The 23,064-nt window shown below is 65.0% G+C and carries 21 protein-coding genes; 12 read left to right on the top strand and 9 right to left on the bottom strand.

The genetic code is table 11. From position 1 onward, the window contains the following. Positions 1–92: 92 nt before the first annotated feature. Positions 93–1,361, bottom strand: a complete 1,269-nt coding sequence (locus E3N85_RS05165; protein ID WP_241978311.1) for a DUF1524 domain-containing protein — start codon at positions 1,359–1,361, stop codon at positions 93–95. Between the two features lie 278 nt (positions 1,362–1,639). Here E3N85_RS05165 and E3N85_RS05160 point away from each other — a divergent pair, with 278 nt between their 5' ends. Then, positions 1,640–3,178: an HNH endonuclease signature motif containing protein gene (locus tag E3N85_RS05160; protein ID WP_134460244.1), complete on the top strand. Its 1,539-nt coding sequence runs from the start codon at positions 1,640–1,642 to the stop codon at positions 3,176–3,178. A gap of 59 nt (positions 3,179–3,237) precedes the next feature. Here the strand turns inward: E3N85_RS05160 and E3N85_RS05155 are convergent, their stop codons facing one another. Continuing rightward, entirely contained in the window at positions 3,238–4,452 is a 1,215-nt protein-coding gene (locus E3N85_RS05155; protein WP_134460241.1) for a M20 family metallopeptidase, read from the bottom strand. A gap of 419 nt (positions 4,453–4,871) precedes the next feature. On the opposite strand from E3N85_RS05155, the gene E3N85_RS16230 reads away from it, so the two are divergent. Together E3N85_RS16230 and E3N85_RS05145 are read left to right on the top strand one after the other, a co-directional pair. Continuing rightward, positions 4,872–5,795 (top strand): phospholipase, encoded by a 924-nt coding sequence (locus tag E3N85_RS16230; protein WP_166783862.1) that lies wholly within the window; start codon positions 4,872–4,874, stop codon positions 5,793–5,795. A gap of 364 nt (positions 5,796–6,159) precedes the next feature. Beyond that, a complete protein-coding gene (locus E3N85_RS05145; RefSeq protein WP_134460239.1) occupies positions 6,160–11,031 on the top strand; it encodes an NAD-glutamate dehydrogenase in 4,872 nt (1,623 codons plus the stop codon). Between the two features lie 90 nt (positions 11,032–11,121). On the opposite strand, the gene E3N85_RS05140 is transcribed toward E3N85_RS05145, so the two are convergent. From E3N85_RS05140 to E3N85_RS05130, 3 genes are all read right to left on the bottom strand, one after another. Next, on the bottom strand, positions 11,122–11,412 hold the full coding sequence (locus E3N85_RS05140) for a hypothetical protein (protein WP_206751238.1): 291 nt from the start codon (positions 11,410–11,412) through the stop codon (positions 11,122–11,124). A 107-nt stretch (positions 11,413–11,519) separates the two neighbouring features. After that, the gene (locus tag E3N85_RS05135) at positions 11,520–11,783 is read right to left on the bottom strand and encodes a glutaredoxin family protein (RefSeq protein WP_370289104.1); all 264 of its coding nucleotides are present in this window, start codon (positions 11,781–11,783) and stop codon (positions 11,520–11,522) included. Positions 11,784–11,841: 58 nt separating this feature from the next. Further along, the gene (locus E3N85_RS05130) at positions 11,842–12,138 is read right to left on the bottom strand and encodes a hypothetical protein (protein WP_134460230.1); all 297 of its coding nucleotides are present in this window, start codon (positions 12,136–12,138) and stop codon (positions 11,842–11,844) included. Positions 12,139–12,199: 61 nt separating this feature from the next. Here E3N85_RS05130 and E3N85_RS05125 point away from each other — a divergent pair, with 61 nt between their 5' ends. After that, the gene (locus E3N85_RS05125; protein ID WP_134460227.1) at positions 12,200–12,490 is read left to right on the top strand and encodes a hypothetical protein; all 291 of its coding nucleotides are present in this window, start codon (positions 12,200–12,202) and stop codon (positions 12,488–12,490) included. A gap of 87 nt (positions 12,491–12,577) precedes the next feature. On the opposite strand, the gene E3N85_RS05120 is transcribed toward E3N85_RS05125, so the two are convergent. Beyond that, positions 12,578–13,108 (bottom strand): ice-binding family protein, encoded by a 531-nt coding sequence (locus E3N85_RS05120; RefSeq protein WP_255453864.1) that lies wholly within the window; start codon positions 13,106–13,108, stop codon positions 12,578–12,580. An 87-nt stretch (positions 13,109–13,195) separates the two neighbouring features. Further along, the gene (locus E3N85_RS05115) at positions 13,196–13,795 is read right to left on the bottom strand and encodes a histidine phosphatase family protein (RefSeq protein ID WP_134460222.1); all 600 of its coding nucleotides are present in this window, start codon (positions 13,793–13,795) and stop codon (positions 13,196–13,198) included. A 355-nt stretch (positions 13,796–14,150) separates the two neighbouring features. On the opposite strand from E3N85_RS05115, the gene E3N85_RS05110 reads away from it, so the two are divergent. Further along, on the top strand, positions 14,151–14,891 hold the full coding sequence (locus tag E3N85_RS05110; RefSeq protein WP_134460219.1) for an endonuclease/exonuclease/phosphatase family protein: 741 nt from the start codon (positions 14,151–14,153) through the stop codon (positions 14,889–14,891). A 122-nt stretch (positions 14,892–15,013) separates the two neighbouring features. On the opposite strand, the gene E3N85_RS05105 is transcribed toward E3N85_RS05110, so the two are convergent. Next, positions 15,014–15,757, bottom strand: a complete 744-nt coding sequence (locus E3N85_RS05105) for a sulfite exporter TauE/SafE family protein (RefSeq protein WP_134460215.1) — start codon at positions 15,755–15,757, stop codon at positions 15,014–15,016. A gap of 319 nt (positions 15,758–16,076) precedes the next feature. On the opposite strand from E3N85_RS05105, the gene E3N85_RS05100 reads away from it, so the two are divergent. Continuing rightward, positions 16,077–16,991: a DarT ssDNA thymidine ADP-ribosyltransferase family protein gene (locus tag E3N85_RS05100; RefSeq protein WP_166783861.1), complete on the top strand. Its 915-nt coding sequence runs from the start codon at positions 16,077–16,079 to the stop codon at positions 16,989–16,991. Between the two features lie 90 nt (positions 16,992–17,081). On the opposite strand, the gene E3N85_RS05095 is transcribed toward E3N85_RS05100, so the two are convergent. Beyond that, positions 17,082–17,639, bottom strand: a complete 558-nt coding sequence (locus E3N85_RS05095; RefSeq protein WP_134460209.1) for an MOSC domain-containing protein — start codon at positions 17,637–17,639, stop codon at positions 17,082–17,084. Positions 17,640–17,775: 136 nt separating this feature from the next. Here E3N85_RS05095 and E3N85_RS05090 point away from each other — a divergent pair, with 136 nt between their 5' ends. The 6 genes from E3N85_RS05090 to mgrA all read left to right on the top strand — a co-directional run bounded on the left by E3N85_RS05090 (position 17,776) and on the right by mgrA (position 23,058). Further along, positions 17,776–18,063 (top strand): hypothetical protein, encoded by a 288-nt coding sequence (locus E3N85_RS05090; protein ID WP_134460206.1) that lies wholly within the window; start codon positions 17,776–17,778, stop codon positions 18,061–18,063. Positions 18,064–18,186: 123 nt separating this feature from the next. Beyond that, the gene (locus E3N85_RS05085; RefSeq protein WP_241978310.1) at positions 18,187–18,705 is read left to right on the top strand and encodes a Dps family protein; all 519 of its coding nucleotides are present in this window, start codon (positions 18,187–18,189) and stop codon (positions 18,703–18,705) included. 43 nt (positions 18,706–18,748) lie between these two features. After that, the gene (locus E3N85_RS05080) at positions 18,749–19,786 is read left to right on the top strand and encodes an acyl-CoA dehydrogenase (protein ID WP_134460203.1); all 1,038 of its coding nucleotides are present in this window, start codon (positions 18,749–18,751) and stop codon (positions 19,784–19,786) included. Continuing rightward, complete coding sequence (locus E3N85_RS05075; RefSeq protein WP_134460200.1) at positions 19,780–21,225, top strand: PIG-L family deacetylase; 1,446 nt, start codon at positions 19,780–19,782, stop codon at positions 21,223–21,225. The genes E3N85_RS05080 and E3N85_RS05075 overlap by 7 nt, the downstream gene beginning before the upstream one ends. Next, the gene (locus E3N85_RS05070; RefSeq protein ID WP_134460197.1) at positions 21,222–21,980 is read left to right on the top strand and encodes a glycosyltransferase; all 759 of its coding nucleotides are present in this window, start codon (positions 21,222–21,224) and stop codon (positions 21,978–21,980) included. Before E3N85_RS05075 ends, E3N85_RS05070 begins: the two co-directional genes overlap by 4 nt. 52 nt (positions 21,981–22,032) lie before the next feature. Beyond that, positions 22,033–23,058, top strand: coding sequence for an L-glyceraldehyde 3-phosphate reductase (gene mgrA / locus E3N85_RS05065; RefSeq protein ID WP_134460194.1), 1,026 nt, complete (start codon positions 22,033–22,035; stop codon positions 23,056–23,058). Positions 23,059–23,064 lie beyond the last annotated feature (6 nt).

Here is a 23,064-nt window from a genome sequence, read left to right as displayed (position 1 = left end):
CGTTTGGGGGTGGACTACAGCGGACCATCTTTGAGCGCGGAGTCCGCTACTGAGCCATCGGACGGCCGACTAGTAGTGTCTCGCAGTCTCGGCTAGCTCTCGCAGCCGACTCCGTCGCCGTCCCGGTCAAGGTGCCGTCCGTAGCCAGCGTCGCCTGCATGCACCGGAGCCGCACCCGCCGCTCGTGCCGCGTCACAGTTCTGGTAGTACGCACTTGCTGGTGCTGGTGCTGGTGCTGGTGCGGGTGCCGGTTCTACACCGACCGGAACCGGCACAGCTGCGACTGGAACCGGCGCCACGGCCACGGGGGCCACGACCACGGGAGCGGGCGCGAAAGCGGATGTCGTAGCCCGCTCGTCGGGGCAGGCCGTGAGAATCCGAGTCATCGCGTCGTGCTCCGGCTGCGTCACCCACAACCCGTAGGTTGCCTTCACCGAAATCTGCCGCGCAACGTAAGCGCACCGGTACGCCTTCATCGGTGGCAACCACGTGGCCGTGTCGCCGTCACCCTTACTGGAATTCGTACGTCCATCAACGGCCAGCAGGTTGAGCGGGTCGTTGGCCAACGACACCCGCTGGGCCTGGCTGAGCTGCTGAGCCCCGGTCCGCCACGCATTCGACAGGGCCACGACATGGTCGATCTGCACGAGCGACGACGTCGAGGTTCCCCGCACAAAATGAATCTTTTTTCCCGTATACGGTCCGGGCAGCGTGCCGGTCATGACGCGACAGTTTCCCGATTTCACCGTGCCGGTGAGGTCGCGAGCCAAGATGTCGTTACGCGTGTCGCAGCCGTTCTTGTCGACGTCGAGCCAGGCTGTGCCGAAGCTGCCGCTGCGATCGTATCCAGTCTTGGGTGCGCGGCCCTTCACCGTCAGGGTGGCCAGCAGTGCGATGGCCGTGGTGTCGGTCGCCGCGGTATCGGCGAGAACGATGCTCGCGGCTTCCGCTGCCGTCGTAGTGGTAGCCGGGTCGGCCGGCGCTTCCTCGGTGAATGCCAAGGGAGTTGGCGTCGGGCTCAGCGTCGCTGAAGGCATGGCCGTCGCAGTCGGTTGTGAACTCGTGCTCGCCAGATCTGTCTCCACGGATGCCGGTACCAGCGACGATCCGACGATGCCGACAATGATTGCCCCGGCCAGCGCGACGGCAGCAACTTTTCGTGTTGGGATGACGGCCCAGGATCGATGCCCGGTGACCAGGACGTAGATGGCGGTGAGGGCGCCTATCGCGCTGGCCGTCATGAACAGGGCAGAGAAACCGCCGGTCGACGCGGCCACGAGCAACAGCACGAGTGACACGCCGAGCATGATCCAGGTGAGCGTGGAGAATTGGGGACCGCGAAGGCGGGGCTGTGCAGACAAGGGACCCCTTCGGCCGCATAACCACGACTAGCTGAACGTATTGTTGAGTCATGGTGTGCGCACTCCCACCTTCGGGGGCCTGCACCTGTTCCCGGCCCGAAGCCCCGGTGGCTGCTCACACAAGCGGGCAAATGGTTGCTTCGTAGGTGTTGAATCGGTCGTTTGCCCGCCCTCGAAGGTCGTAGACAACTCCTATAAAATCTCACAGGAATTTTGAGATTCTCTCGCTTTCAATAGCGATCCGAGGTAAAATTGTGGGTGAAGGAGGCACCGTCGCCATGACCCTCACCGCCCCGCCCACCGCAGCCGGCTCTCTGCCGGAACCCGAGGCTTCCCGAGTCGCGGCGATTGCCCAAGCCGGTGCGATTCTGGCTGCAGCGTTGGACGGGGTGCGGTTTGGTCACCTCGACGACACCGAAGCCATCGCGGTAATGGCAGCCCTGGAAGCTCTGGGTCGCAAGGTTGATGGGGCCAGACTTCGAGCCACCACCGACATCGGTGCCCGCGCCGAAACCGACCTCGGCACCGGCTCGCTCGCCTACAAAAACGGATGCCGCAACCGGGTCGATTTCATCAGCCAACTCGCCGGCATCTCCACTCGCGAAGCCAAACGGCGTCTGAAGCTCGGCGAAACCGCGGTGGAACGCACGCCGCTTGGCTTGCCGGTACCCGCCCGATATCCGGTCATTGCCGACGGCCTGATCAGTGGCGACCTCGGGCGGGAGTCGGCGGAGATCATCGCCAGCACACTCAGCGCCCTGCACGGTCGGGTCGGGCAAGACGACCTCGACCGGGTCGAACGCGCTCTCGTCGCCTCGGCGACCGGCGCGATCACCGCGGAGACAGCCGGGCTGCCCGGCGCGGGGATCCGTTTCGCGCCGGACCTGCTGCGTGCCCAAGCCTTGGAGTGGCAAGGACGCCTCGACCCCGACGGCACCGCCCCCAATGACGACGCCGTCGAAGCGAAAAGCACGCTGACGTTCGGGCTGCTGCGCAACGGGCTCTACCCGCTGCGCGCCGACGTCACGCCAGAACTGCGCGGCATCATGGACACCCTGTTCGACACCTACCTGTCGGCGCGGTCGACCACGCCCAGGTTTGTGCCGACCGAACTGCTCAACGGCGAGCCTGGTGCTGGCACCGGCACCGGCACCGGCACCGGCACTGCGCCGTTCAGTGACGAACCATTCACGGGCGACACCCGGTTCGACGGCGACCGCCGTACCGGCGGGGAGAAACGCGCTGACATCCTTCGCTCGATCTTTGAATCTGCCGCGCGCGACCCACAGACCCCGACCATGGGCGGCGCCGCGCCGACGGTGCTGGTGCACATCAACGCGGTCGACCTCGAACGCGGCCGCGGCGTCGGCTGGATCGACGGCGTCGACGCCCCCATCAGCTTCCGCCGAGTGAGCGAACTCATCTGCGCCGGTGGGTATCAACAAGTACTGCTCGGCGACGACGGCAACGTGCTCTACCTCGGCAACACCATCCGCTGCTTCACCCCCAAGCAACGCGCTGCGATTGCCGCCCGCGATGAGGGCTGCATCATCCCCGGCTGCACGATCCCCGCCCGCTGGTGCGAGGTGCACCACGTCACACCCTGGCAGCAGAATGGGCCGACCAACATCGACAACGGAGCCCTTTTGTGCTGGTATCACCACCACACGATCGACTCCGTCGGGTGGAAGATCCGCATGGTCAACGGCCGACCCCAGGTGCGGGGGCCATTGCTCTGGGACCCGACCCAAACCTGGCGGCCCGCCCGCACCCACCGCGCCAACACCCCCAGTGCTGATCCACCCTGGCGCACCTGACAGGTGTGCAGCACCGCGAGGAGCGGGTCGTGACCTGACAGCATTGTGGCGGTTTTGAGTCAGACGGCCAACTCGGCCATCCGGGACAACGCCAGCTGGGTGTACAACGCTGCGCCGTCTGCCATTACGTCGTCGTCGAAGGTCGCCGCGGGGGAGTGGTTGAAAGCGGCGGTGGCGGCATCCGCTTGTCGCGGCAGCGCCGAGAGAAACACGAAAGTTCCCGGCACCTCTGCCAGCACCCGTGAAAAGTCTTCGGAGCCGCTGAGCGGGTTGATCATGCGGGTGAATCGCTGGCCGCCGAAGAGCTCGCCCACGACCCGTTCGGCTCGGCCGGTTTCGCCCTCATCGGTGATGGTCAGCGGGTACTCGGTGACGTAGTCCACGGTCACCTCGAGGCCGTGCGCCGCGGCGATTCCCTCGAGCAGTCGGGGCACGACGCGTTGCAGCTTGGCCTGCGATTGCGCCGTGTAGGACCGCACTGTCGCTTCCAGCCGCGCCGACTCGGGAATGATATTGCGCTTGGTGCCGGCCTGCAACACCCCGACCGAGAGCACCACAGGGTCGAACATGTCGAACTGGCGTGTGACCATCACCTGTAACGCGGTGACCATCTCGGCGATCACCGTCACCGGATCCTGCGCCTGGTGCGGGGCAGAACCGTGCCCGCCCGCTCCGTGCACCGTCACTGTGAGGCCATCGCTGGCCGACATCAGGATGCCCGTGCGACTCATGAACTGCCCGTTGGGAGCGCCGGCCGACATCACGTGCAAGCCGTAGGCGGCGTCGGCGCGGCGGCCAGCGGCGTCGAGCACGCCCTCGCGAATCATCACCCCCGCTCCGTCGAAGCCTTCCTCGCCCGGCTGGAACATGAGCACCACGTCTCCGACGAGCCGGTCGCGGTGGTGGGCGAGCAGGGTCGCCGCACCTGCGAGCATGGCTGTGTGCAGGTCGTGACCGCAGGCGTGCATAGCGCCGTCGATGCGCGAGCTGAAGTCAAGCCCGGTGTGCTCCTGAATCGGCAGCGCGTCCATATCGCCGCGCAGCAACACCACGGGCCGCACAGCGGATGCCTCACCGCCCGTTCCGCGCAGTACCGCCGTCACCGAGGTGGCGTCGGTGCCGAGGGTGATTTCGTAGGGAAGCCCGCTCAGCGCCTCGAGCACCTTCTCCTGGGTGCGCGGCAGGTGCAGCCCGAGCTCCGGTTCCTGGTGCAGGCGGCGGCGCAGATCGGTGAGGTCGCCAGCAAGTTCCTGGGCGTCTGAGAGTACGGTCACGACTTCTCCTTTGAATACAACAGTGTGAATGCGACAGTGGACCCAGTCTGGGTCGCTCAGGCAAGGTTGTCCATGAAAGACGCGCCCTGAGGCGCTTCCTGGCTTTCCCGCGCAAAATTTATTGAGTCTTTTTTTTAGCCGAGACGCCACCCTCTCACCGATTGTATTTTTTAGATAATTCGGCTCTGATCAGCTGTATCGTTCCATTGACGGGGTCTACCAGCACTAAGGTAATCGCACAGTATGTCATGTCAGAGCGCGCGCGACCGAATGTCAGGGCTTTCAAAGAAAATAGTGAGGTTTCATTCAAATAGTCCGGCCATGCTGGCGGCCTTGCCCGTGCCACCCCGAAGTGCACGGGCTCACCAACCCAGCGAACAGGCGTACCTAGCGTCTATCCTTCGCGCCAGATTAAGGACATGCGCCCAAAAAACGCCGAACTACCCCATGGCCACTTCGCCTCTCGAAGCCACCGTACGCCCCGCAAACCCCGCACCCGTCGGCACGAGATTGCCGCTGCCACAGGTGCCGTGCTCGTTATTGCCGGCCTCGTCGTGGGCAGCGGAGTCGCTGCCCAGTCGGCCGATGCCAAGCAAGACAGCATCGCCGCCACGACCGCACTGACCGAGAGCACGGGCCGCGAGAGCGACCAGCTCGAGGTTTACACCATGCGCGGTGAGGCAATCACTCGCGACAATGCATCGGCTGCTCTTGACGCGGCCAACGTGGTCATCGCTGCCAGCCAGAGCAAAGTGGATGCCACCGCCCTCACCTCGGTAGCCACTTCGCTCGCCAGCTATGAAATCCTGCCGACCGACCGGCTGGAGTCGCTCACCGCCGAGGCGAAGACTCAGACCGCGTCGGTCGCTGCCGCCACGGCCGAAGTCGACCGCGTCGCCGCCGAGGCTGCTGCGGAGGCCGCGGCTGCTGCCGCCGCTGCTGCTGCTGCCGCCGCGGAAGCAGCCGCCGCCGAAGCGGCCGCTCAAGCCGCTGCCGAAGCCGATCGTGTGCAGTCCCTCGCGGGAGGCAACAGCGTCGAGGGCGCTCGTGCCACGGCGCGTTCGATGGCCGCCGCGCAATACGGCTGGGGCGGGGATCAGTTCAGCTGCCTCGACCGGCTGTGGCAGAAAGAATCGGGCTGGAACTACGCGGCCATGAACTCGAGCAGTGGTGCGACCGGAATTCCCCAGGCGCTCCCCGGGAGCAAGATGGCGTCGGCCGGTAACGACTGGGCGACCAACGCCACCACGCAGATCAGGTGGGGCCTCGGTTACATCAAGGCCTCGTCGTACGGAACTCCGTGCGCCGCCTGGTCCCATTCGCAGTCCGTTGGGTGGTACTAAGCGGGGTAATGCGACACGTTCAGGTTCGTTATGCCCCGGTCACGACCGAATCGACGATGCGCAGGCTGTTTCGTTGCAGCGGGCCGCAGGTTCTGCGGTGGCACGACCGGGGCGCAGCGCTCGGCGCTACGATGGGCGTGCAAGGGAACTCCATGCTTGAGTCGACGAGGCACACCGACGTGTCCGCCGCAGGAGCCCTGCACACGTATTTCGTAATGCTAAGTGTGGACTGAGTGTTGTTCGTTGACTACCCGGTCATCGCCGAGCCAGTATCCCACCCGGGAATGCCGGCGAGTGCCGGTAGTTTACGAGCGTAAGCAAGCCGCATCCACGCGACGAGCAATTTGATGGAGGCGTTTTTTCGATGTCGTCTGGTTTCACCCGAACGGGTCTGTCCCCGTCGGGTCTATCCCCATTAGGCCCAACGCTCGAAACGTTCGTAGTTGATTACTACGAGCATCTAACAGACGAAGATGCGGCGAACTACTCCCCGGAGCTTCTCGATGCCCGGGCGCGAGCCCATAGGCAGGTCGCGCAGCGACGGGTGCCGAAAACGGCGACCGTCGAGATTCAGAATGAATCCGGTCGCAGCATCGTCTACATCGTCACCGACGACATGCCCTTTCTCGTGGACTCGGTCACGGCCGAACTGGTGCGCCAGCATTCGGCCATCCACCTGGTCGTGCACCCGTTGCTCATCGTCGCCCGCAACAAAGCCACGAACGACCTCGTCGACATCAACCGTATTCCGGCCAGTGCCGGTGGATCCAGCGCCGGTGTTTCCAGCGGTGATACCTCGGCAATGCCCAACGTCGCTCACCTCATCGCCGTCGGTGATGACGCCTCGCACCTCGAATCGTGGATCGCGATCGAGATTGACAGCGCGAGCGACGACGCGCAGGCCAATCTCATTCATGGGCTGACCGCCGTTCTCGGAGACGTGCGCGCTGCCGTCGCTGATTGGCCGCTCATGCGTACCAAGGCCATGCAGATCGCCAAGGCCCTCGACAACATCGTCGACGCCGAGCAGATCACAGACCTCCGGCAGACCCAACAACTGCTGCACTGGCTCGACGAGGGCAACTTCACCTTTCTTGGCTACCGCGAATACAACCTCGAGACGCTTGACGGCGAAGACGTGCTCACGCTCATCGAAGGCAGCGGCCTCGGCCTGCTGCGTTCCGCCGACGACCGCCACCAGATCCAGCACCTCACGGATGCCGGCCGTCAAAAAGCGCGTGAGCGCGCGGCCCTCGTGATCACCAAGGCCAACTCCCGGTCCACCGTTCACCGTCCGGCCTACTTCGACTACATTGGCATCAAGAGTTTCGATGCCGCCGGCCAAGTCAATGGCGAGCAGCGCTTCATCGGATTGTTCGCTGCGAGCGCCTACACCAGCTCGGTCACCGCCGTGCCGGTGCTGCGCGAGAAGGTCAAGGCCGTCATGACCGAGGTTGGTTTTCCGCCCGAGTCGCACAGCGGCAAAGATCTTCTCGGCATTATGGAAACCTATCCGCGGGACGAACTGTTCCAGATCGAGGTGCCCGCACTGGTGGCCGTGGCGCTCGCGATTCAGCGCCTGCAGGAGCGTCGCCGTACCCGGCTGTTCCTGCGGCCCGACATTTACGGCCGTTTCATGTCGGCGCTCGTCTACCTGCCCCGTGACCGCTACAACACGACCGTGCGGCTGCGCATTGAGAAAGAACTGCAGGAGACGTTCAGCTCGGATTCACTCGACTTCGAAGCGCGTATGACCGAATCGGCGCTCGCCCGCCTCTTCTATCGCATTCGCTTGCCCAAAGACGTCTCGGCCGACTCTGTCGATGCCGCGGCGCTGGAACACCGCCTGGCTCTGGCCGTGCGGTCGTGGCCCCAGGGGATCAGCGACGAACTGCGCGAGACACACTCGGTCGAAGAAGCCGAGCACCTGTCGAACGTCTGGGCCGACGCATTTCCCGACAGCTACCAGATCGACTACGAAATCCCCGACGCCCTCGAAGACATCGGGCGGTTCGAGGCTTGCGCCGCGCAGGGCGGGGCATCCGCTGAGACCCATGCTCGCCTCGGGTTGCACGTATACCTGCCGAAAACGTCCGGCGACCCCGGCGAAGACGCGCGCATCAAGCTCTATATGACCGAACCGAAAAGCCTCAGCCAGATTCTGCCGTTTCTGCAGAATCTGGGGCTCGAGGTGCTCGATGAGGTGCCGTTCGAGATTCAGACCACCGACGGGCGCCGCTTCTACCTGTACGACCTCGGCTTGCACTACCCGGCCGGTGTCGACCCGGTTACGACCGGCGCGCTGCTGGCCGACTCATTCGGCGCAGCCATCAGCGGTGCCATCGAATCCGACACCCTCGACCGCCTAGTGTTGCAAGACGGCATACCCTGGCACCGCGTGGTCATTTTGCGCAGTTACGCCAAGTATCTGCGCCAGATCGGCAACACCAACTCGTATGGCTTCGTGGCGAACGCTCTCCTCGCCAACCCGGCCGTCACCAGCAGGCTGGTCGCACTGTTCGAGGCCCGATTCGACCCCGACCTGTCAGATGATGAGCGGACGCTCCGCGTCGCCGACGTGCGCGAACAGTTGCGGGTCGCGATGGAGCAGGTGGCCACCCTCGACGCCGACCGCGTGCTGCGCACGCTCATCACCCTGATCGAGGCGTCCCTGCGCACAAACTTTTTTCAGTACAAGCCGTATCTGAGCATCAAACTCGACCCGTCACAGATCGGGCAGATGCCCTCTCCCAAGCCCATGTATGAGATCTGGGTCTATTCGCCGCGCGTCGAGGGCGTGCATCTGCGCTTTGGCAAGGTCGCCCGGGGTGGGCTGCGCTGGTCAGACCGCCGAGAAGACTTTCGCACCGAGGTGCTCGGTCTGGTCAAGGCGCAGACGGTCAAGAACGCCGTCATCGTACCGACCGGCGCCAAGGGCGGGTTCTTCGCCAAGAAGCTTCCCGACCCCGGCGTTGACCGTGCAGCCTGGCTGGCCGAGGGGATCGAGAGTTACAAAACCTTTATTCGTGGGCTGCTCGACCTCACCGACAACCTGGTCGCCGAGGCCGATGGCGAGCATGTCCTCGCACCGCGCCGCGTGGTGCGGCACGACGACGACGACAGTTACCTCGTTGTCGCAGCGGATAAGGGTACGGCGTCGTTCTCGGACATCGCCAACGGGCTGGCCGCCGAGTACGGTTTCTGGCTCGGTGATGCGTTCGCCTCCGGTGGCTCTGTCGGCTACGACCACAAAGAGATGGGCATCACCGCCAAGGGCGCCTGGGAGTCGGTCAAACGCCACTTCAGTGAACTCGGCGTTGACACTCAAACCGAAGACTTCACCGTCGTTGGAGTGGGCGACATGTCCGGCGACGTGTTCGGCAACGGCATGCTGCTGTCGAAGCACATCAAGCTGGTCGCCGCCTTCGACCATCGGCATATCTTTCTCGACCCGAACCCCGACCCGGCGCGTTCCTTCGCAGAGCGGGCCCGGCTGTTTGAACTTCCGCGTTCCTCGTGGGCCGACTATGCGACCGACCTGATCAGCACCGGCGGTGGCGTCTTTCCTCGCCAGGCCAAGGTCGTTCCCATCTCGGCCGAGGTGCAGGCCGTGCTCGGGCTGCCCGAGACGACCACGCAGTTGAGCCCGCCGGAGCTGCTGCGCGCAATTCTGCTGGCGCCCACCGATCTGCTCTACAACGGTGGCATCGGCACCTACGTCAAGGAGAGCAGCGAAACCGCCGCGCAGGTCGGCGACAAGGCCAACGACGGCATTCGTGTCGACGGCAAAGACCTGCGCGTCAAGGTCGTCGGGGAAGGCGGCAATCTCGGTTTCACCCAGCTCGGGCGCATCGAAGCTGCGCTGGCCGGCGTGATCCTCAACACCGACGCGATCGACAACTCGGCCGGCGTGGACTGCTCCGACCACGAAGTCAATATCAAAATCTTCGTGGACCGCATGGTCGCCGCCGGCAAGCTTGACCCAGCCGAGCGGGCCGAGTTCCTCGCCGAGATGACCGATGAGGTCGGGCGTCTCGTTCTCGTCGACAACGTCGACCAAAATATTCTGCTGCTCAACGACCGAGTGCTCGTGAACATCTGGAGCCCGAGCTACGAACGCCTGATGAACTGGCTCGAGAAATCGGGTGGTCTGCAGCGAGAATTGGAGGCCCTGCCGACGACGGCCACGCTGCGGGAGCGTCTCGATCGCGGCCAGGGGCTGACCAGCCCCGAGCTGAGCGTGCTGGCCGCCTACGCCAAGATCGAGCTGGCCACCGCGCTCCGCGACAGCGATCTGGCCGATGACCCGTGGTTCGGGAGCACCCTGCGCCGGTATTTTCCCACCCACCTGGTGGAGCGTTTCGATGCTGAGCTCGACACGCATCCGCTTCGCCGGGAGATCATCGCGACCGTCGTGGCAAACGACATGATCAACCTCGGCGGCATCACCTTTGCCTTCCGCACGATGGAAGAGACCTCGGCCAATGAGGCGACGATCGCACGGGCCTTCGTGGCCCTGCGCGAGATCTTCGATCTCGACACGATGGTCGGCGAACTCAACGCGCTGCCGTCGTCGTTCCCAACCGCGAAGTGGACGGCCATTCACCTCGACATTCGCCGTCTGCTCGACCGTGCGGTGCGCTGGCAGGTCAACCACGGCGGCTCCCTGCCCGTCGCCGCGGTGATCGCGAAGTACAAGCCCCAGATCGCGCTGATGCGCGAGCACCTCGGCGATTACCTGCAGGGAACCGACCTCCAGCGCCTGAAAATGCAGGAAGAACGGGCCAGGGAGTCGGGCCTGCCCGACGATCTCGGCCGCCGTTGGTCTGAGCTGTTCGAGGCGTACGCGCTGCTCGACGTGGCCAAGGTCGCGGCCAGGGCAAACGTGCAGGTCACCGAGGTCGCCGCCATCTACTACACGGTCTACAACCGATTCGGTGTCGACAATCTGCTCGAGCGCATCACCAAACTTCCGCGTAAGGACCGCTGGCAGGCTCTTGCTCGCGCCGCACTGCGCGACGACCTGTATTCGACCGTCGCCGACATGGTCCGGTCCGTGCTCGACGAAACAGCTGCCGGTGCGCCCGAGGAGCGCCTCCTCGCCTGGGAAGATCTCAACGCAGAACAGCTCGGCCGCGCTCGCAGCGTGTTCAAAGAGGTCAACTCGCTCGCACAAGACGACATGGCCTCGCTCTCGGTTGCCGTACGTCTGCTACGTTCCATCGTGCGCCGCTGACGGCTGCAGTAGGCGTTTTTTGCTCTGCGTACTGCTGGCCGGGTTGGCTGTTTTTCAGCTCTTTCTAATTTCTGGCCTCCCCTGGGGACGCTAGGGCAGCGAGGCGATCGCGATGGCGATAGCCATCCACAGCGGCATCGCGGCGACCATGAGGACGAGGCCCACCCACTGCAGCCGGGCGTAAGCCTGGGCGGCGTTGCCGCGTTTGCGGGTACGCACGATGTCGACCACGGCGATGACCATGCCCACGAACATCAGCGGAGACGCGGTCAACAGGGCGAGTATGTTCACTGCATCGTTGCGTACCTCGAGACAGACCGCGACCCCCAGCGCGCTGTACAGCACGAAGAACACCGCGCTGATCCACAGCGAAAGAGGCACGCCTCTCGTCGACGGCATGAGCGTTTTTTGCATGGTGCGGCCCCCGGTGGTATCTGCGATTTCTGACAGTAGCACGAACACCGCGGGCCCCTCTGGGGCGAGGTGGGTCAGCTGATGCGGCCGAGCTGGGTGAGCTTTATGCGCACCTCGACGTCGCTCGGCTCGACCAGGTAGGTGTCGTCGGGAAACACGATCACGGGAATGTTGGTGCGGCCGCTGATGGCGCGGGCACGGTCGGCGCCGTCCTCGACGAGCAGCAGATCGACGTAGTCGTAGTCCACCTCGAGGCGGTCAAGGAATGACTTGGACCGGCGACAATCGCCACACCACTCCGCTCCATACATCGTGATGCGCGGCGCGGTGGCAGTCATTTCAGTCATATCATCGATCCTAAGCGGCGCATCTGAGTGTTGCGGCGGGGCATCCGTTTCAGTCGTGCAGGTGGTCTACCTGCCAGCCGGTGGACTGCTCGAGCAGGTCCAGAATGTTTTGAGCGGATGCCCGCGCCGCGCCCTGGCTGCGTGCATCCACCACGTCGATGGTCAGCGGGAGGCTCTCGCCGAACTTGGGGATTTCCACTTCCACCCGACCGCCATCAGGCAGGGCGATGAATGCGTTCGCGCCGGTCTGGTTCTCGACCTGGGTGTTGAGGGCGGTGGCGATAGCCCAGAGGGCATCGGGTTTGGTGGACTGCACTTGGGCGACGATCGTGGCTGTGTAGGTCATGGGTTTCCAAACGTGGGTGATGAGGACCCGTTCAGTAAAGCAGTACCCGTACCCTGAAACCATGCCTTCTTATCGCGTCACCATGAGTATCGAATCCCTGCACCCGGGAACCGCGCCAGCCTCGGTCGTGCCGCTGGCTGCAGCCGCAGCCGCAGAATTCACCACAGTGGAGGCCTCCGACCTGTCGATCGTTGCCGGCGCACCCCGGGTGATCGTGCGTTTCACAGCGGATGACGCCCCGTCGGCCCTGCAGATCGGCGCCCACGTCGTGGCCGAGCTGAGGGTCGTCGCCGAGCTGCGAGCGTCCCTGGTCACCGAGCGAGTCAAGGGCACGTGGGTGCCGGTGCGCTGAAGTGAACTGACAAAGGCGCGGGTGACGATGCGTCACCCGCGCCTTTGTCGTCTGCCGTGTTACGTCTGCCGTGTTACGTCTGCCGTGTTACTGCAAGGGCGCGGTGACCGTGTTGCTCTGCAGCGTGACGGCCGTCTGGGCCAGGAGGCGGCCGTTGATGGTCGCTCCGGTCTTCATGGCGATCATGGTGTGGCTGAGAATGGTGCCCTCGAGGTGCGCGGTCGTGCCGATGGCGACGGATCCGGCAACCTGCCAGAACACGTTCTTCGCCTGCACGCCGCCGACCAGGATCACGTTCTGGGCGGATGCCTGTTCCAGGCCCTTGGAGATCTGAAAGATGAAGACGTCATCCGCGGTGCCGGTGAGGACGACATCGGTGCAGATATTCACATCGGTGCCCCACTTGTAGAGGCCCTGGGTGAGGGGCAGGCCGCCGATTTCGCCGGCGCCCAGGTTGATGAAGTCGGGAGTGGTGCGCCCGGCGGCATCGGTGTAGGCGATTTCGAGGTCGCTGACGGCCTCGGTGAGGTACGTGGCATCGGTCACCTTGCACGAGGGGCCCTCGGCGTCGACGCTGTAAATCGTTCCGTTGGTCACCTCCGGGCAGGTGAGGTGGATACCGGCACCCGAGATGACAACAATGATTCCAACGAATAGAATCTGTCTAACCCAGACGAGGGGTAGTTTGCGCCGTCAGGGAACGTACTAGACAACCGGGTCCATCGAGCTCAGGTGGCAGGCGTCGTTCCACATCTGCAACACCCTGTTCTCGCGCTCCCAGCCGAGCGTCGACATCGTCGCGGTACCGAGGCTGAGGCCCTTGCCTGCGACGGCGGGCAGGCCCATCCAGCGCGCGGTCATGATGCGCAGAAAATGTCCGTGCGCGAAAACGGCCACCCGGCCTTCGGCCGCGAGGCATTGTTCGATGACGAGGTCGGCGCGTGCGCCCACCTCGTCGACGGACTCACCGCCCAGAACCGGGTTGTCCCACACGGTCCACCCGGCAATTTCCGAACGGATGTCCACCGTGCGCCGACCCTCGTACACCCCGTAGTCCCACTCCAGCATGTCGTTGCTCGGCACACCCTGGGCGCCGTAGCCCGCCCGTTCCATGGTCTCCCAGGCCCGCACGAGCGGACTCGAATAGACCCGATCGAAGTGTGCGCCGTCGAGCATCTCGCCGAGGGCATCCGCTTGCCGACGCCCGAAGTCGGTCAGAGGAACGTCGGTGTGCCCGGTGTGCTGGCCGGAGATGCTCCACTCCGTCTGGCCATGGCGAATAAGAACGATGTCGTTCTGGGTCATGCGGCTCCTCGCGGTCGCCGAAGTGACCTCCGGGCTTTCCAGTCTACGTTTGCGCGCCGCAACGCCTCGGTCTTCGCACTGGAGATCGATGCCAGGCGCATCCTGACCCCGATCGTGGGGCTCGCCCTCAGGCGTACCTTGTCATTCATTTCGTCGAGGGGGAACGCCCTCATGGCGTTGCTCGCGGCCGGCCTGGTGAACGAGTTCGTGCCGTCTGGCGGCGAGCCGTTTGCTGCACGGGCCGGCGCGAGGCTGGACACCACCTGCGCATGTAGCAACTGACCCCGGACGTTCAATTTCGACCCCGACGAGAGTCGTAGGCTAAAGGCTAGCCATCGAGTCTGAGACGGGTGCCATGAGGGTCATTAGTTACAACCTCCGCAAGAATCGCGCCAGCGGCGAACTCGTCGCACTGACCGAGCGTTACACGCCCAACATTCTCTGTCTGCAGGAATGCAACACCATTGACCTGCCGGCCGAGGTCGGCAACCTGCACCTGGCCGACTCGACCCGCCGCAACCGGCTCGGCCTCGCCATCTACTACCGCAAGGATCGCTTCACGGCGGTCAAAACCCAGACCTTCGCGCTCAAGAAGTCCTTGCACGACCGACTCGCCGCGCCCGCGCACGAACGACTGATCGCCACCCGTCTTATCGACCATGTCGCACAGCGGGAGTTCGTCGTCGCATCGTTTCATGCGGCGCCGCTGACCGCCCTCAATTCCTTGCGCCGTAACCAGATCCACTCGGCACACGAAGAGTTGAGCATCCTCGGCCCCGGCCTGCCGACCCTCATGGTCGGCGACTACAACTACCCGATCTTTCAGGGCAAGCTGGGCAACAGGGTGAACCGCACGGGCTACGACCTCACGCTCAGCGACACGCGCACCTACACCCGCTACAAGTTCTTTCGGGGGCACTTCGACCTCGCGACCTCGATGGGCCTGACGATCTCCAACGTCGAGACGCTTCCGCAGGGAACGTCCGACCACATGCCCATTCTCGTGACGGCCACCTATGAGCAGCAAACGGATGCCGCGCATCACCCCGCCGAGCCAGCGTCGGTGTCGGCAGAGGGCCTCGACTTCATCATCTAGACGCTGCCGAAACAAATGAACCGAAGTCCGGTCAGGGGCACCTCTCGGAGAAGAATCGCGAGAGCCTGCTGCGCGGGCCCTCCGAGCGTTTTTTGTGCTGGGAGTGGGCGGGGCTTGCGCGATCAGGTGAGCAGCTCGAGAACTCCGCGCACGATGGTCGCGATCGACCCGAGGTAGGCCACAATCACGAGCAGGCGCCGGGCCACGTGCGGCTCGATCACCGTGGAGAGCAGGTCGCCAACGATGAGGCCGATGATGCAGGCGCATCCGATCAGAATCCAGACCACGGTGGGTAACTGCGGTACGTCGGCCGAGCCCAGGGCGAATTTCGACGACAGGGACGCCAGCCCGATCGTGAGAAAGTACGGCTGCATCGTGGCGGCAAAGGAACGCTGCGGCCAACCCGTGGCGATCGCGTAGATGCTCACCGCCGGGCCGCCGACGCCGGCAGTCGTGTTCATGAACCCGCTGGTCACGCCCGCAATCACGCGGAAACCCAGCCGGTCCCGCACGACAACCCGGCCGAGATTCACCGAGACGGTCAGTCCAGCGGCCACGAGTACGCCGATCGAGATTTCAAGCCACGCCACGGAGACGAACTGCAAAACGTACGACCCGGGAACAATGCCGACCACGGCGCACGCCGCCAGAAGGCCGTAGCGCCGCCAGTCCACCTGTCGAAACACGCGCATCAAAATCACGCAGGAGGTGAGTGCCCCGCACACGTTGACCACGATGACACCGTCAACCGGTCCCAGCAGCAGAACCAGAAACGGAGCCGCGACCAGCGCGAACCCCATGCCGGTGATGCGCTGCATGCTCGAGCCGATCAGCACGGCCGCAATCACCGGAACGGTCGTCCACACAGTAGGGTCTCCCAGCTCGGTTGTTGCTGCCAACGATACCGGCCCGGGCCGCACCATACGCGGTGAGCGACCACGCGGGGTTTACCGCGGAGACATCCCGCCACGACGAAATGACACGCCCCGCGGCACACCGTTCGCGCTGCTGGTGATCGAGCACGCGCCAGCCGGGTTGCAGGCCGGCTGCGATTGTTCACGTGGAGTCGCCGAAAAGGTAGAGAACGGTCACCGCCACACCCCAAATGAACGTAACGTTGATAGGCGGTATGCACGTTCGGCTTTTCCGAGTGGCGCGAGCCGCAAAACGAAAGGTTTTTCCCTCTTGGACGACGAATGCATCCACGGACTCGAGGGCCAATTGTGCGCCCTGTGTTTTCCCAAAGCCGCCATTGAGCCCGCTACGCCGGTGAAGAAGACCCGCGCCCCGAAGCTGTCCTCGTTGCGCGACCCGTTGCCGACCGCGGCCACGCCGGCCGCGCGCACTGCTCGCCCCGTTCGCTTCGCCGGCGCACCCCGACCGGTGCGTGCCGAACCGCTCTCGGCCGACAATGTCGACGAGCAGCGCGTGTATCACCTCACCCACATCAGCAACCTTGCCGCGATTTTGCACGACGGGCGCTTGCTCGCCAACGAGGCCCTCACCACGCGGCCCACCGTTGACATCTCGACCCCGGCTACTCGCGACGTGCGCCGTGAGGCCCGTGTCGCTGGCGACGGCCGCGGCGTCGCCGAGTATGTGCCCTTCTTCCTGTCGCCGAATGCGACCGTCTGGGAAAACCTGCGCGCCGAGGCCGCTGACCCGCGCCTGGCCCTCAACGCCCATGGGTCAGAGGCCTTCGACTTCGTCATGCTCGTGAGCACGGTCAAAAAGATCTACGACGGACTCGCTGCCCTCCCCGCGACGGATGCCGACCCCACCGAGGACGAGACCGCCCTCATCCCCACGGTGATCGCCGTCACCAACGGTGATGCCGCCGACGAGCTCACCCGGTTCGGCGCCACGCCGGCCACCGCCGAGCGCATGCTGCAGACCCTGCGCGCCGAAGCCGATGGCGCGATGCTCCTCGAAGCCGAGCTGCTCGTGCCCGATGCGTTCCCGATCGAGTGGATCACGCTCATCGGAGTGTCCAACGACAATGTGCGCGAGACCGTGCGCGGCATTTTGAAGTCCAGCTCGTTCAAGCCCAAGGTCGCGGTCTACCCGCCGTGGTTCCACAGCTCCGCTGACGCGCAGTAGCGTAAACCCCGCCGGCCGAGACTCCAGTCGAGACCCCGGTCGTGGTGCGGGTGACGGGGGGCGCCGAGTCGTCCTCGGGCGCGCTCACCGCTAGACGACGCCGAGGGGGAGTTGCTCGCCTGCGGGGAGCTCCACCCGGATGCAGTCGCCCGGGTTCACGACCCCGCCTCTGACCACGACACCCATGATGCCGCCGCGGCGGTGAACCGTACCGGCGGCATCCGTTTTGATGAGCTGCTTCATCAGGCCTTTTTGATAGCCGTTGATGAGCGAGCAGGGGCTGCGCATGCCGGTGATTGAAACCACAGCCTGCGCGCCGAGGTGCAGCCGGGTACCGAGTGGCAGGGACATCAGGTTGATTCCCTCGGTCGTCACGTTCTCGCCGAGTTCGCCCGGCGCTACCGTGTAGCCGGTCGGCACGAGGTCATCGAAGAGCTCGGTGGCCATGAAGTGCACCTGGCAGAGGTTCGGCGCCGAAGGATTGCGCTTTTTTTCATACAGGTGCTGCACCGTCGCCCCGGCGTGCGAGTCGCCCTCCACGCCGAATCCGGCCACAAGACGAATGCTGCTCACCGTCGGTTTACTGAAGCGGTGCTTATCGTCGCGGCTCACGGACAGGACTGTGCCGGGAAGCCTCACGCGTGTCATGCCACCGATTCTGCCACAGCGCACGCACGTTCGAAGAGATGCCGACGACGCGACCGTGCAGGCGTCAGCGTGCCTCCGCCTAACGCTTGACGCAGCGGCACGCGCGGCCTACGTTGCATCCATGGAAAGGTTGCCGATGACCAGTACTGCCCCGGACCAGCCCAACGAGTCGGTGACGGTGTCTGCCCCTACAGAAGAGCCAACAGCGCACATCGCGCGCCCGTACCGGGCTCTCGAACGTGAGCTGGAACGCGCGGTGCGCGATCGGGTGGAGGTCACCCTCCGGGTCACCGCGGCGGTGAACGCGATGCGCGACGGCGGCTGTTCCTGGGCCGACATTGCGCGCATCCTCGGCACCGCACCGCAGACCGCGCACAAAAAATATAGCAAGCCGCGCGCGCCACGGGAGTCGAACGACGCCTGACCTGCCGCGAGATGCGTGCTTGCATCTGCTGCCCGAAAACCCGGGGGCCGCACTTCGGGTCTGCGACCCTCGGTCGGGCTACTGGCATTGTGCCCCAGAATCTTTCGCGGTGATATGGTCTCGATGCAAATTCCCCCCGATTGGAAGGTCACCATGCAAGCCTCCGAAAGACTCAGCAACAACCTGCAGTCCGTTCTCGTCGACATGATCGAACTGCACGTTCAGGGCAAGCAGGCGCACTGGAGCGTCGTCGGCAAGAACTTTCGAGACCTCCACCTGCAACTGGACGAAATCATCATGGATGCGCGCGAGTTCTCCGACGAAGTGGCCGAGCGGATGCGCTCCCTCGATGCCATGCCGGATGGCCGTAGCGAGACGGTCACCACAACGACGCACCTCCCGAAGTTTCCGGACGGCGAGGTCGACACCACCGAGACGGTCACGCTGATCACTGAACGGCTCGATGCGACCGTCGACAACATGCGTAAGGTGCACGATGAGGTCGACGAGGAAGACCCCACGAGCGCCGACCTTCTGCACGCGTTCATTGAAAAACTCGAGCAGTACGCCTGGATGGTCAGCGCGGAAAACCGCAAACCGCGCAAGCGCTCCTCGTCCACGTCGAAGTCTCGGGCGTCCTGACGTTCGGGCCCCCATTCGGGAGCCGCCAACGGAAAGGGTTGACATGCCGGGTGAATCGAAGGTGCTCTGGGCCGACAGCGGCAGCACACAGGGTGGCCTTGCTGGCGCTGCCTTCGCGGTCAACGGTGACGCGCGGCGGGCGCTGACGCTTGCGAGCACTCTCGCCGCCGTTCCCCGGCCAGGGGAGGGCCACACGGCGCAACTCTTCGACACACTGTCGACGCTCGCGGCGGCCGACCTCACGGCGGCGCGGGTGGCCGAGGCGCACCTCGACGCGCGGGCAATTCTGCACCAGGCGGGCTACCCGGCCCGGCCCGACCAAACCTGGGGCGTGTTCGCGGCGGAGAGTGCTGGCCCCGCGGTCACGGCAACCCGGGTCGGCGACCGGTGGCGGCTCGACGGCATCAAGCCGTGGTGTTCGCTCGCGGGATTACTCAGCCACGCGCTCGTGACGGCTCGCGTATCAGGCTCGACTGGCGACCCGTGCCGCCGTCTGTTTGCCGTCGACCTGCGCGATCTGGGCATCAGGGTGCACGACGACGCCTGGGTGGCGCGCGGGCTTTGCCAGGTGACGAGCGGCCCCGTCGATTTTTCGGCCGTCACCGCCGATCCGGTCGGCGACGAGGGATGGTACTTGCGTCGGCGAGGGTTCGCCTGGGGCGGCATCGGCGTGGCCGCCGTGTGGTGGGGTGGCGCCGTGGGAATGGCCCGCACGCTCTACGATTCCACCGCGAACCGCACCCCCGACCAGATTGCACTCGCCCACCTCGGCGCGGTCGACGTGGCCGTGACCGGGTCGAAATTGGCGCTCGGGGCGGCGGCACTCGCCATTGATGCCGGCGAGGCTGACGGGCCAGCTGGTTCCCTGCTCGCCGCACGCGTGCGGGCGCTCGTTGCCCGAACGGTCGACGAGGTTGTATTCCGTATCGGGCATGCGCTGGGGCCGGCTCCGCTCGCGCTCGATGCCCGGCATGCCCAGCGGGTGGCCGACCTGCAGCTTTATGTGCGCCAACACCATGCCGAACGCGATGATGCTGCGTTGGGCCGGATGCTCGTAGCGAGGGGGAGTGCACCATGGTGACTTTCAGTCATTCTGACAAAGGAACGCTTGAGAAGGTCTGGGAGGCAGCTCACTGGCCCGATCGCTTCGCTTCGCTGGACCTCGACGGGCTAAAACGACTTGTCGTGGTGTCGGCGCATCCCGACGACGAGAGTCTTGGCGTCGGTGGACTCATCGCTCATGTCGCCGGGCTCGGGCTGCCAATCGTGGTCATCGTGCTGAGTAACGGCGAGGCGTCTCACCCCCAGTCACCGACCCATGATCCGGCGCGACTCGCACAAATTCGCCGCATCGAGGTGACGGATGCCCTGGCGCACCTCGCTCCCAACGCCCGGGTTCACCTGTTGGAGCTTCCCGACGGCGAACTGGCCGAGCATGTGGGAATCGCCGCGGAAGAAATCGTTGAGGCGATCGGCGAGGCGGGTGGATCCACCTGGGTTGTATCGCCGTGGCGAGCCGATAAGCATCCGGATCATGCAGCGGCCAGTGCGGCGGCCGAGCGGGCGGCGCGAGAACGCGGCGCGCGCCTGTTCGAGTATCCGATCTGGGCCTGGCACTGGTCGACCCCCGACGCTGCGGTCTGGTCGGAGGCGACCGTGCGTTTGTTCGACCTGCTTCCCGCCGAGCGTAAGGCCAAGGCTCGAGCTCTCGCATTTCATCGCAGCCAGGTGGGGCCCCTGTCGGATTCCCTCGGCGATGAAGAGATCGTTCCGGCTGGCTTTCGAGCGCACTTCGCGCGGGACTACGAAACGCTCCTCGAGATGACTCTGAACGGAGCGGCGGATGCCCCGCCCCGGCCCGCTCGCGCACGAAAACCTGCGAATCGCCCCCCTCGCGCCCGGGCCGACCCGAATCAGACCCTCACCGCCGGGTTTTTCGAGGGTGTCTACGCATCGGGTCCCGACCCGTGGGGATTTGAATCCCGCTGGTATGAGAAACGCAAACGCTCCGCATTGATCGCGGCCCTCCCGCGCCAGCGCTTCTCTACCGCGCTCGAGCTGGGCTGCTCGACCGGAGTGCTGACGGCCGAACTCGCCGAGTACTGTGACACCCTGCTGTGCATCGACCTGGTTGAGGAGCCGCTCACCATAGCCCGCGAACGGCTGGCTGGCCGGCCGGGTGTCACCTTTGAGTGCCGCACGGTGCCGGGGGAGTGGCCGGACGGTGCGTTTGACCTCATCGTGCTGTCAGAGGTCGGTTATTACTGTTCCGCGAGCGATCTGCGCCGCCTGCTCGAACGGTGTCGGGCCAGCCTCGCTCCGAATGGAGTGCTCGTGGCCTGTCACTGGCGGCATCCGGTTGCGGAACATCCGCTCACCGGTGACGCGGTACACACCCAGCTCACCCGCGTGGTTGGGCTGCAGCGCACCGTGCACCACCTTGAACGTGACTTCGTGCTCGAGGTTTACGAGCCGCGGCCGGCCCTGTCGGTAGCCCAGCGCGGCGGGCTGGTTCCGTGATCAGTCTCGTTTCCATCGACGTCGTAGCGATCGTCGTTCCCGTGCGCAATGAGGAGCTGCTGCTGCCACGCTGTTTGAGCGCGCTCACCGCGGCGATCGACGCGCTGAGCGCCGTGCCCGAGCCGGACCGACCACGAGTGTTCGTGCTTCTGGTGCTCGATCGCTGCACCGACCTGTCAGCGCGAGTAGCCGCACACTGGACAAACTTCAGCTGCCACGAGATCGAGGCTGGAGCCGTTGGAGTGGCTCGCCGCGTCGGTATTCGGCGTGCGCTGGACCTGCCGCTGCATTCACGAACGGATGTCGCGGCATCCGCTGCGGGTATCTGGATCGCCACCACCGATGCGGACTCGGCCGTGCCGCCGAACTGGCTGGTGACCCAGCTGGCGCTGGCCCGCAACGGTGCCGAACTCGTGCTCGGAACGGTGCAGCCCGACGACGATCTGGCCGTTTCCGAGCTGCGGCGCTGGGAGGCCCTGCACACGATTGGCGAGGGGCATCCGCACGTTCACGGCGCCAATCTAGGCGTACGAGCCGACCTCTACCTCGCCGCCGGCGAGTTTGCACCGGTCGACCGCGATGAAGACGTGCTGCTGGTGGCCTCGCTGCGCGACCTCGAGGTGACCGAGGCCCGCACCGCGCTGATTCCGGTGCTGACGTCGGGGCGACGGGTCGGACGTGTTCCAGCGGGATTCGCCGACTATCTGCGCGATCACGTCGACGCCACACAGCTCGACAGCAAAGCCGCGCACTGATCGATTGCCTGACCGCACCCGAACTCGGCGCTGCAGATGCGATCATGGTGGAATGACCTATCTTCCGAATGAATCCCGATACGAGTCCATGCCGTACCGTCGCGCCGGGCGCAGCGGCCTCAAACTTCCTTCCATTTCGCTCGGACTCTGGCAAAACTTCGGCGACGACAAGCCGCTCGCAACGCAGCGGGCCATTCTGCGTCGGGCCTTCGACCTTGGCATCACCCACTTCGACCTTGCCAACAACTATGGGCCTCCCCACGGTTCGGCCGAAACAAACTTCGGCCAGCTATTCCGTGAGGATTTTGCCGCCCACCGCGATGAGGTCGTGCTTTCAACCAAGGCCGGATACGACATGTGGCCGGGTCCCTACGGCAACTTCGGCTCCCGCAAGTACCTGTTGTCGAGCCTCGACCAGTCCCTCGGCCGTATGGGCGTCGACTATGTCGACATTTTCTACTCCCACCGCGCCGACCCCGACACCCCGCTCGAGGAGACGATGGGGGCACTGCACACCGCCGTCACGAGCGGCCGCGCCCTCTACGCCGGCATCTCCTCCTACTCGCCCGAGCGCACCCGGGAGGCCGCCGCTATCCTGGCCGACCTGGGCACGCCGCTACTGATCCACCAGCCGTCCTACTCCATGTTCAACCGGTGGGTCGAAAACGACCTGCTCGACACGCTCGACGACATCGGTGCCGGCTGTATCGCCTTCTCGCCGCTGGCCCAGGGGCTGCTCACCGACCGCTATCTCGGGGGCATCCCGGCGGACTCGCGTGTGGCGCGTGAGGGTTCGGCGAAGAAATCCATGGTGAGTACCGAGGCGCTGACCCACATCCGGGCGTTGACCGAGATCGCATCCGAGCGCGGTCAGTCGCTCGCCCAGATGGCCCTGGCCTGGGTGCTGCGCAACTCCGCGGTGACCAGTGCCCTGATCGGGGCATCGTCGGTCGCCCAGCTCGAGACGAACGTGGCGGCACTGCAGCACCTCGAGTTCAGCGCCGAGGAATTGGCCGCGATCGACGTGCACGCCGTCGACAACGGCATCAACCTGTGGGCAGCTTCGAGCGACGTCTAACCCCGG

Origin of the sequence: Cryobacterium sp. Hz9 (genome assembly GCF_004402825.1) — a bacterium.
Classification (GTDB): domain Bacteria; phylum Actinomycetota; class Actinomycetes; order Actinomycetales; family Microbacteriaceae; genus Cryobacterium; species Cryobacterium gelidum.
Note: the sequence above shows the minus strand (reverse complement) of the source record. Positions and strands in the feature narration are given on the sequence as shown.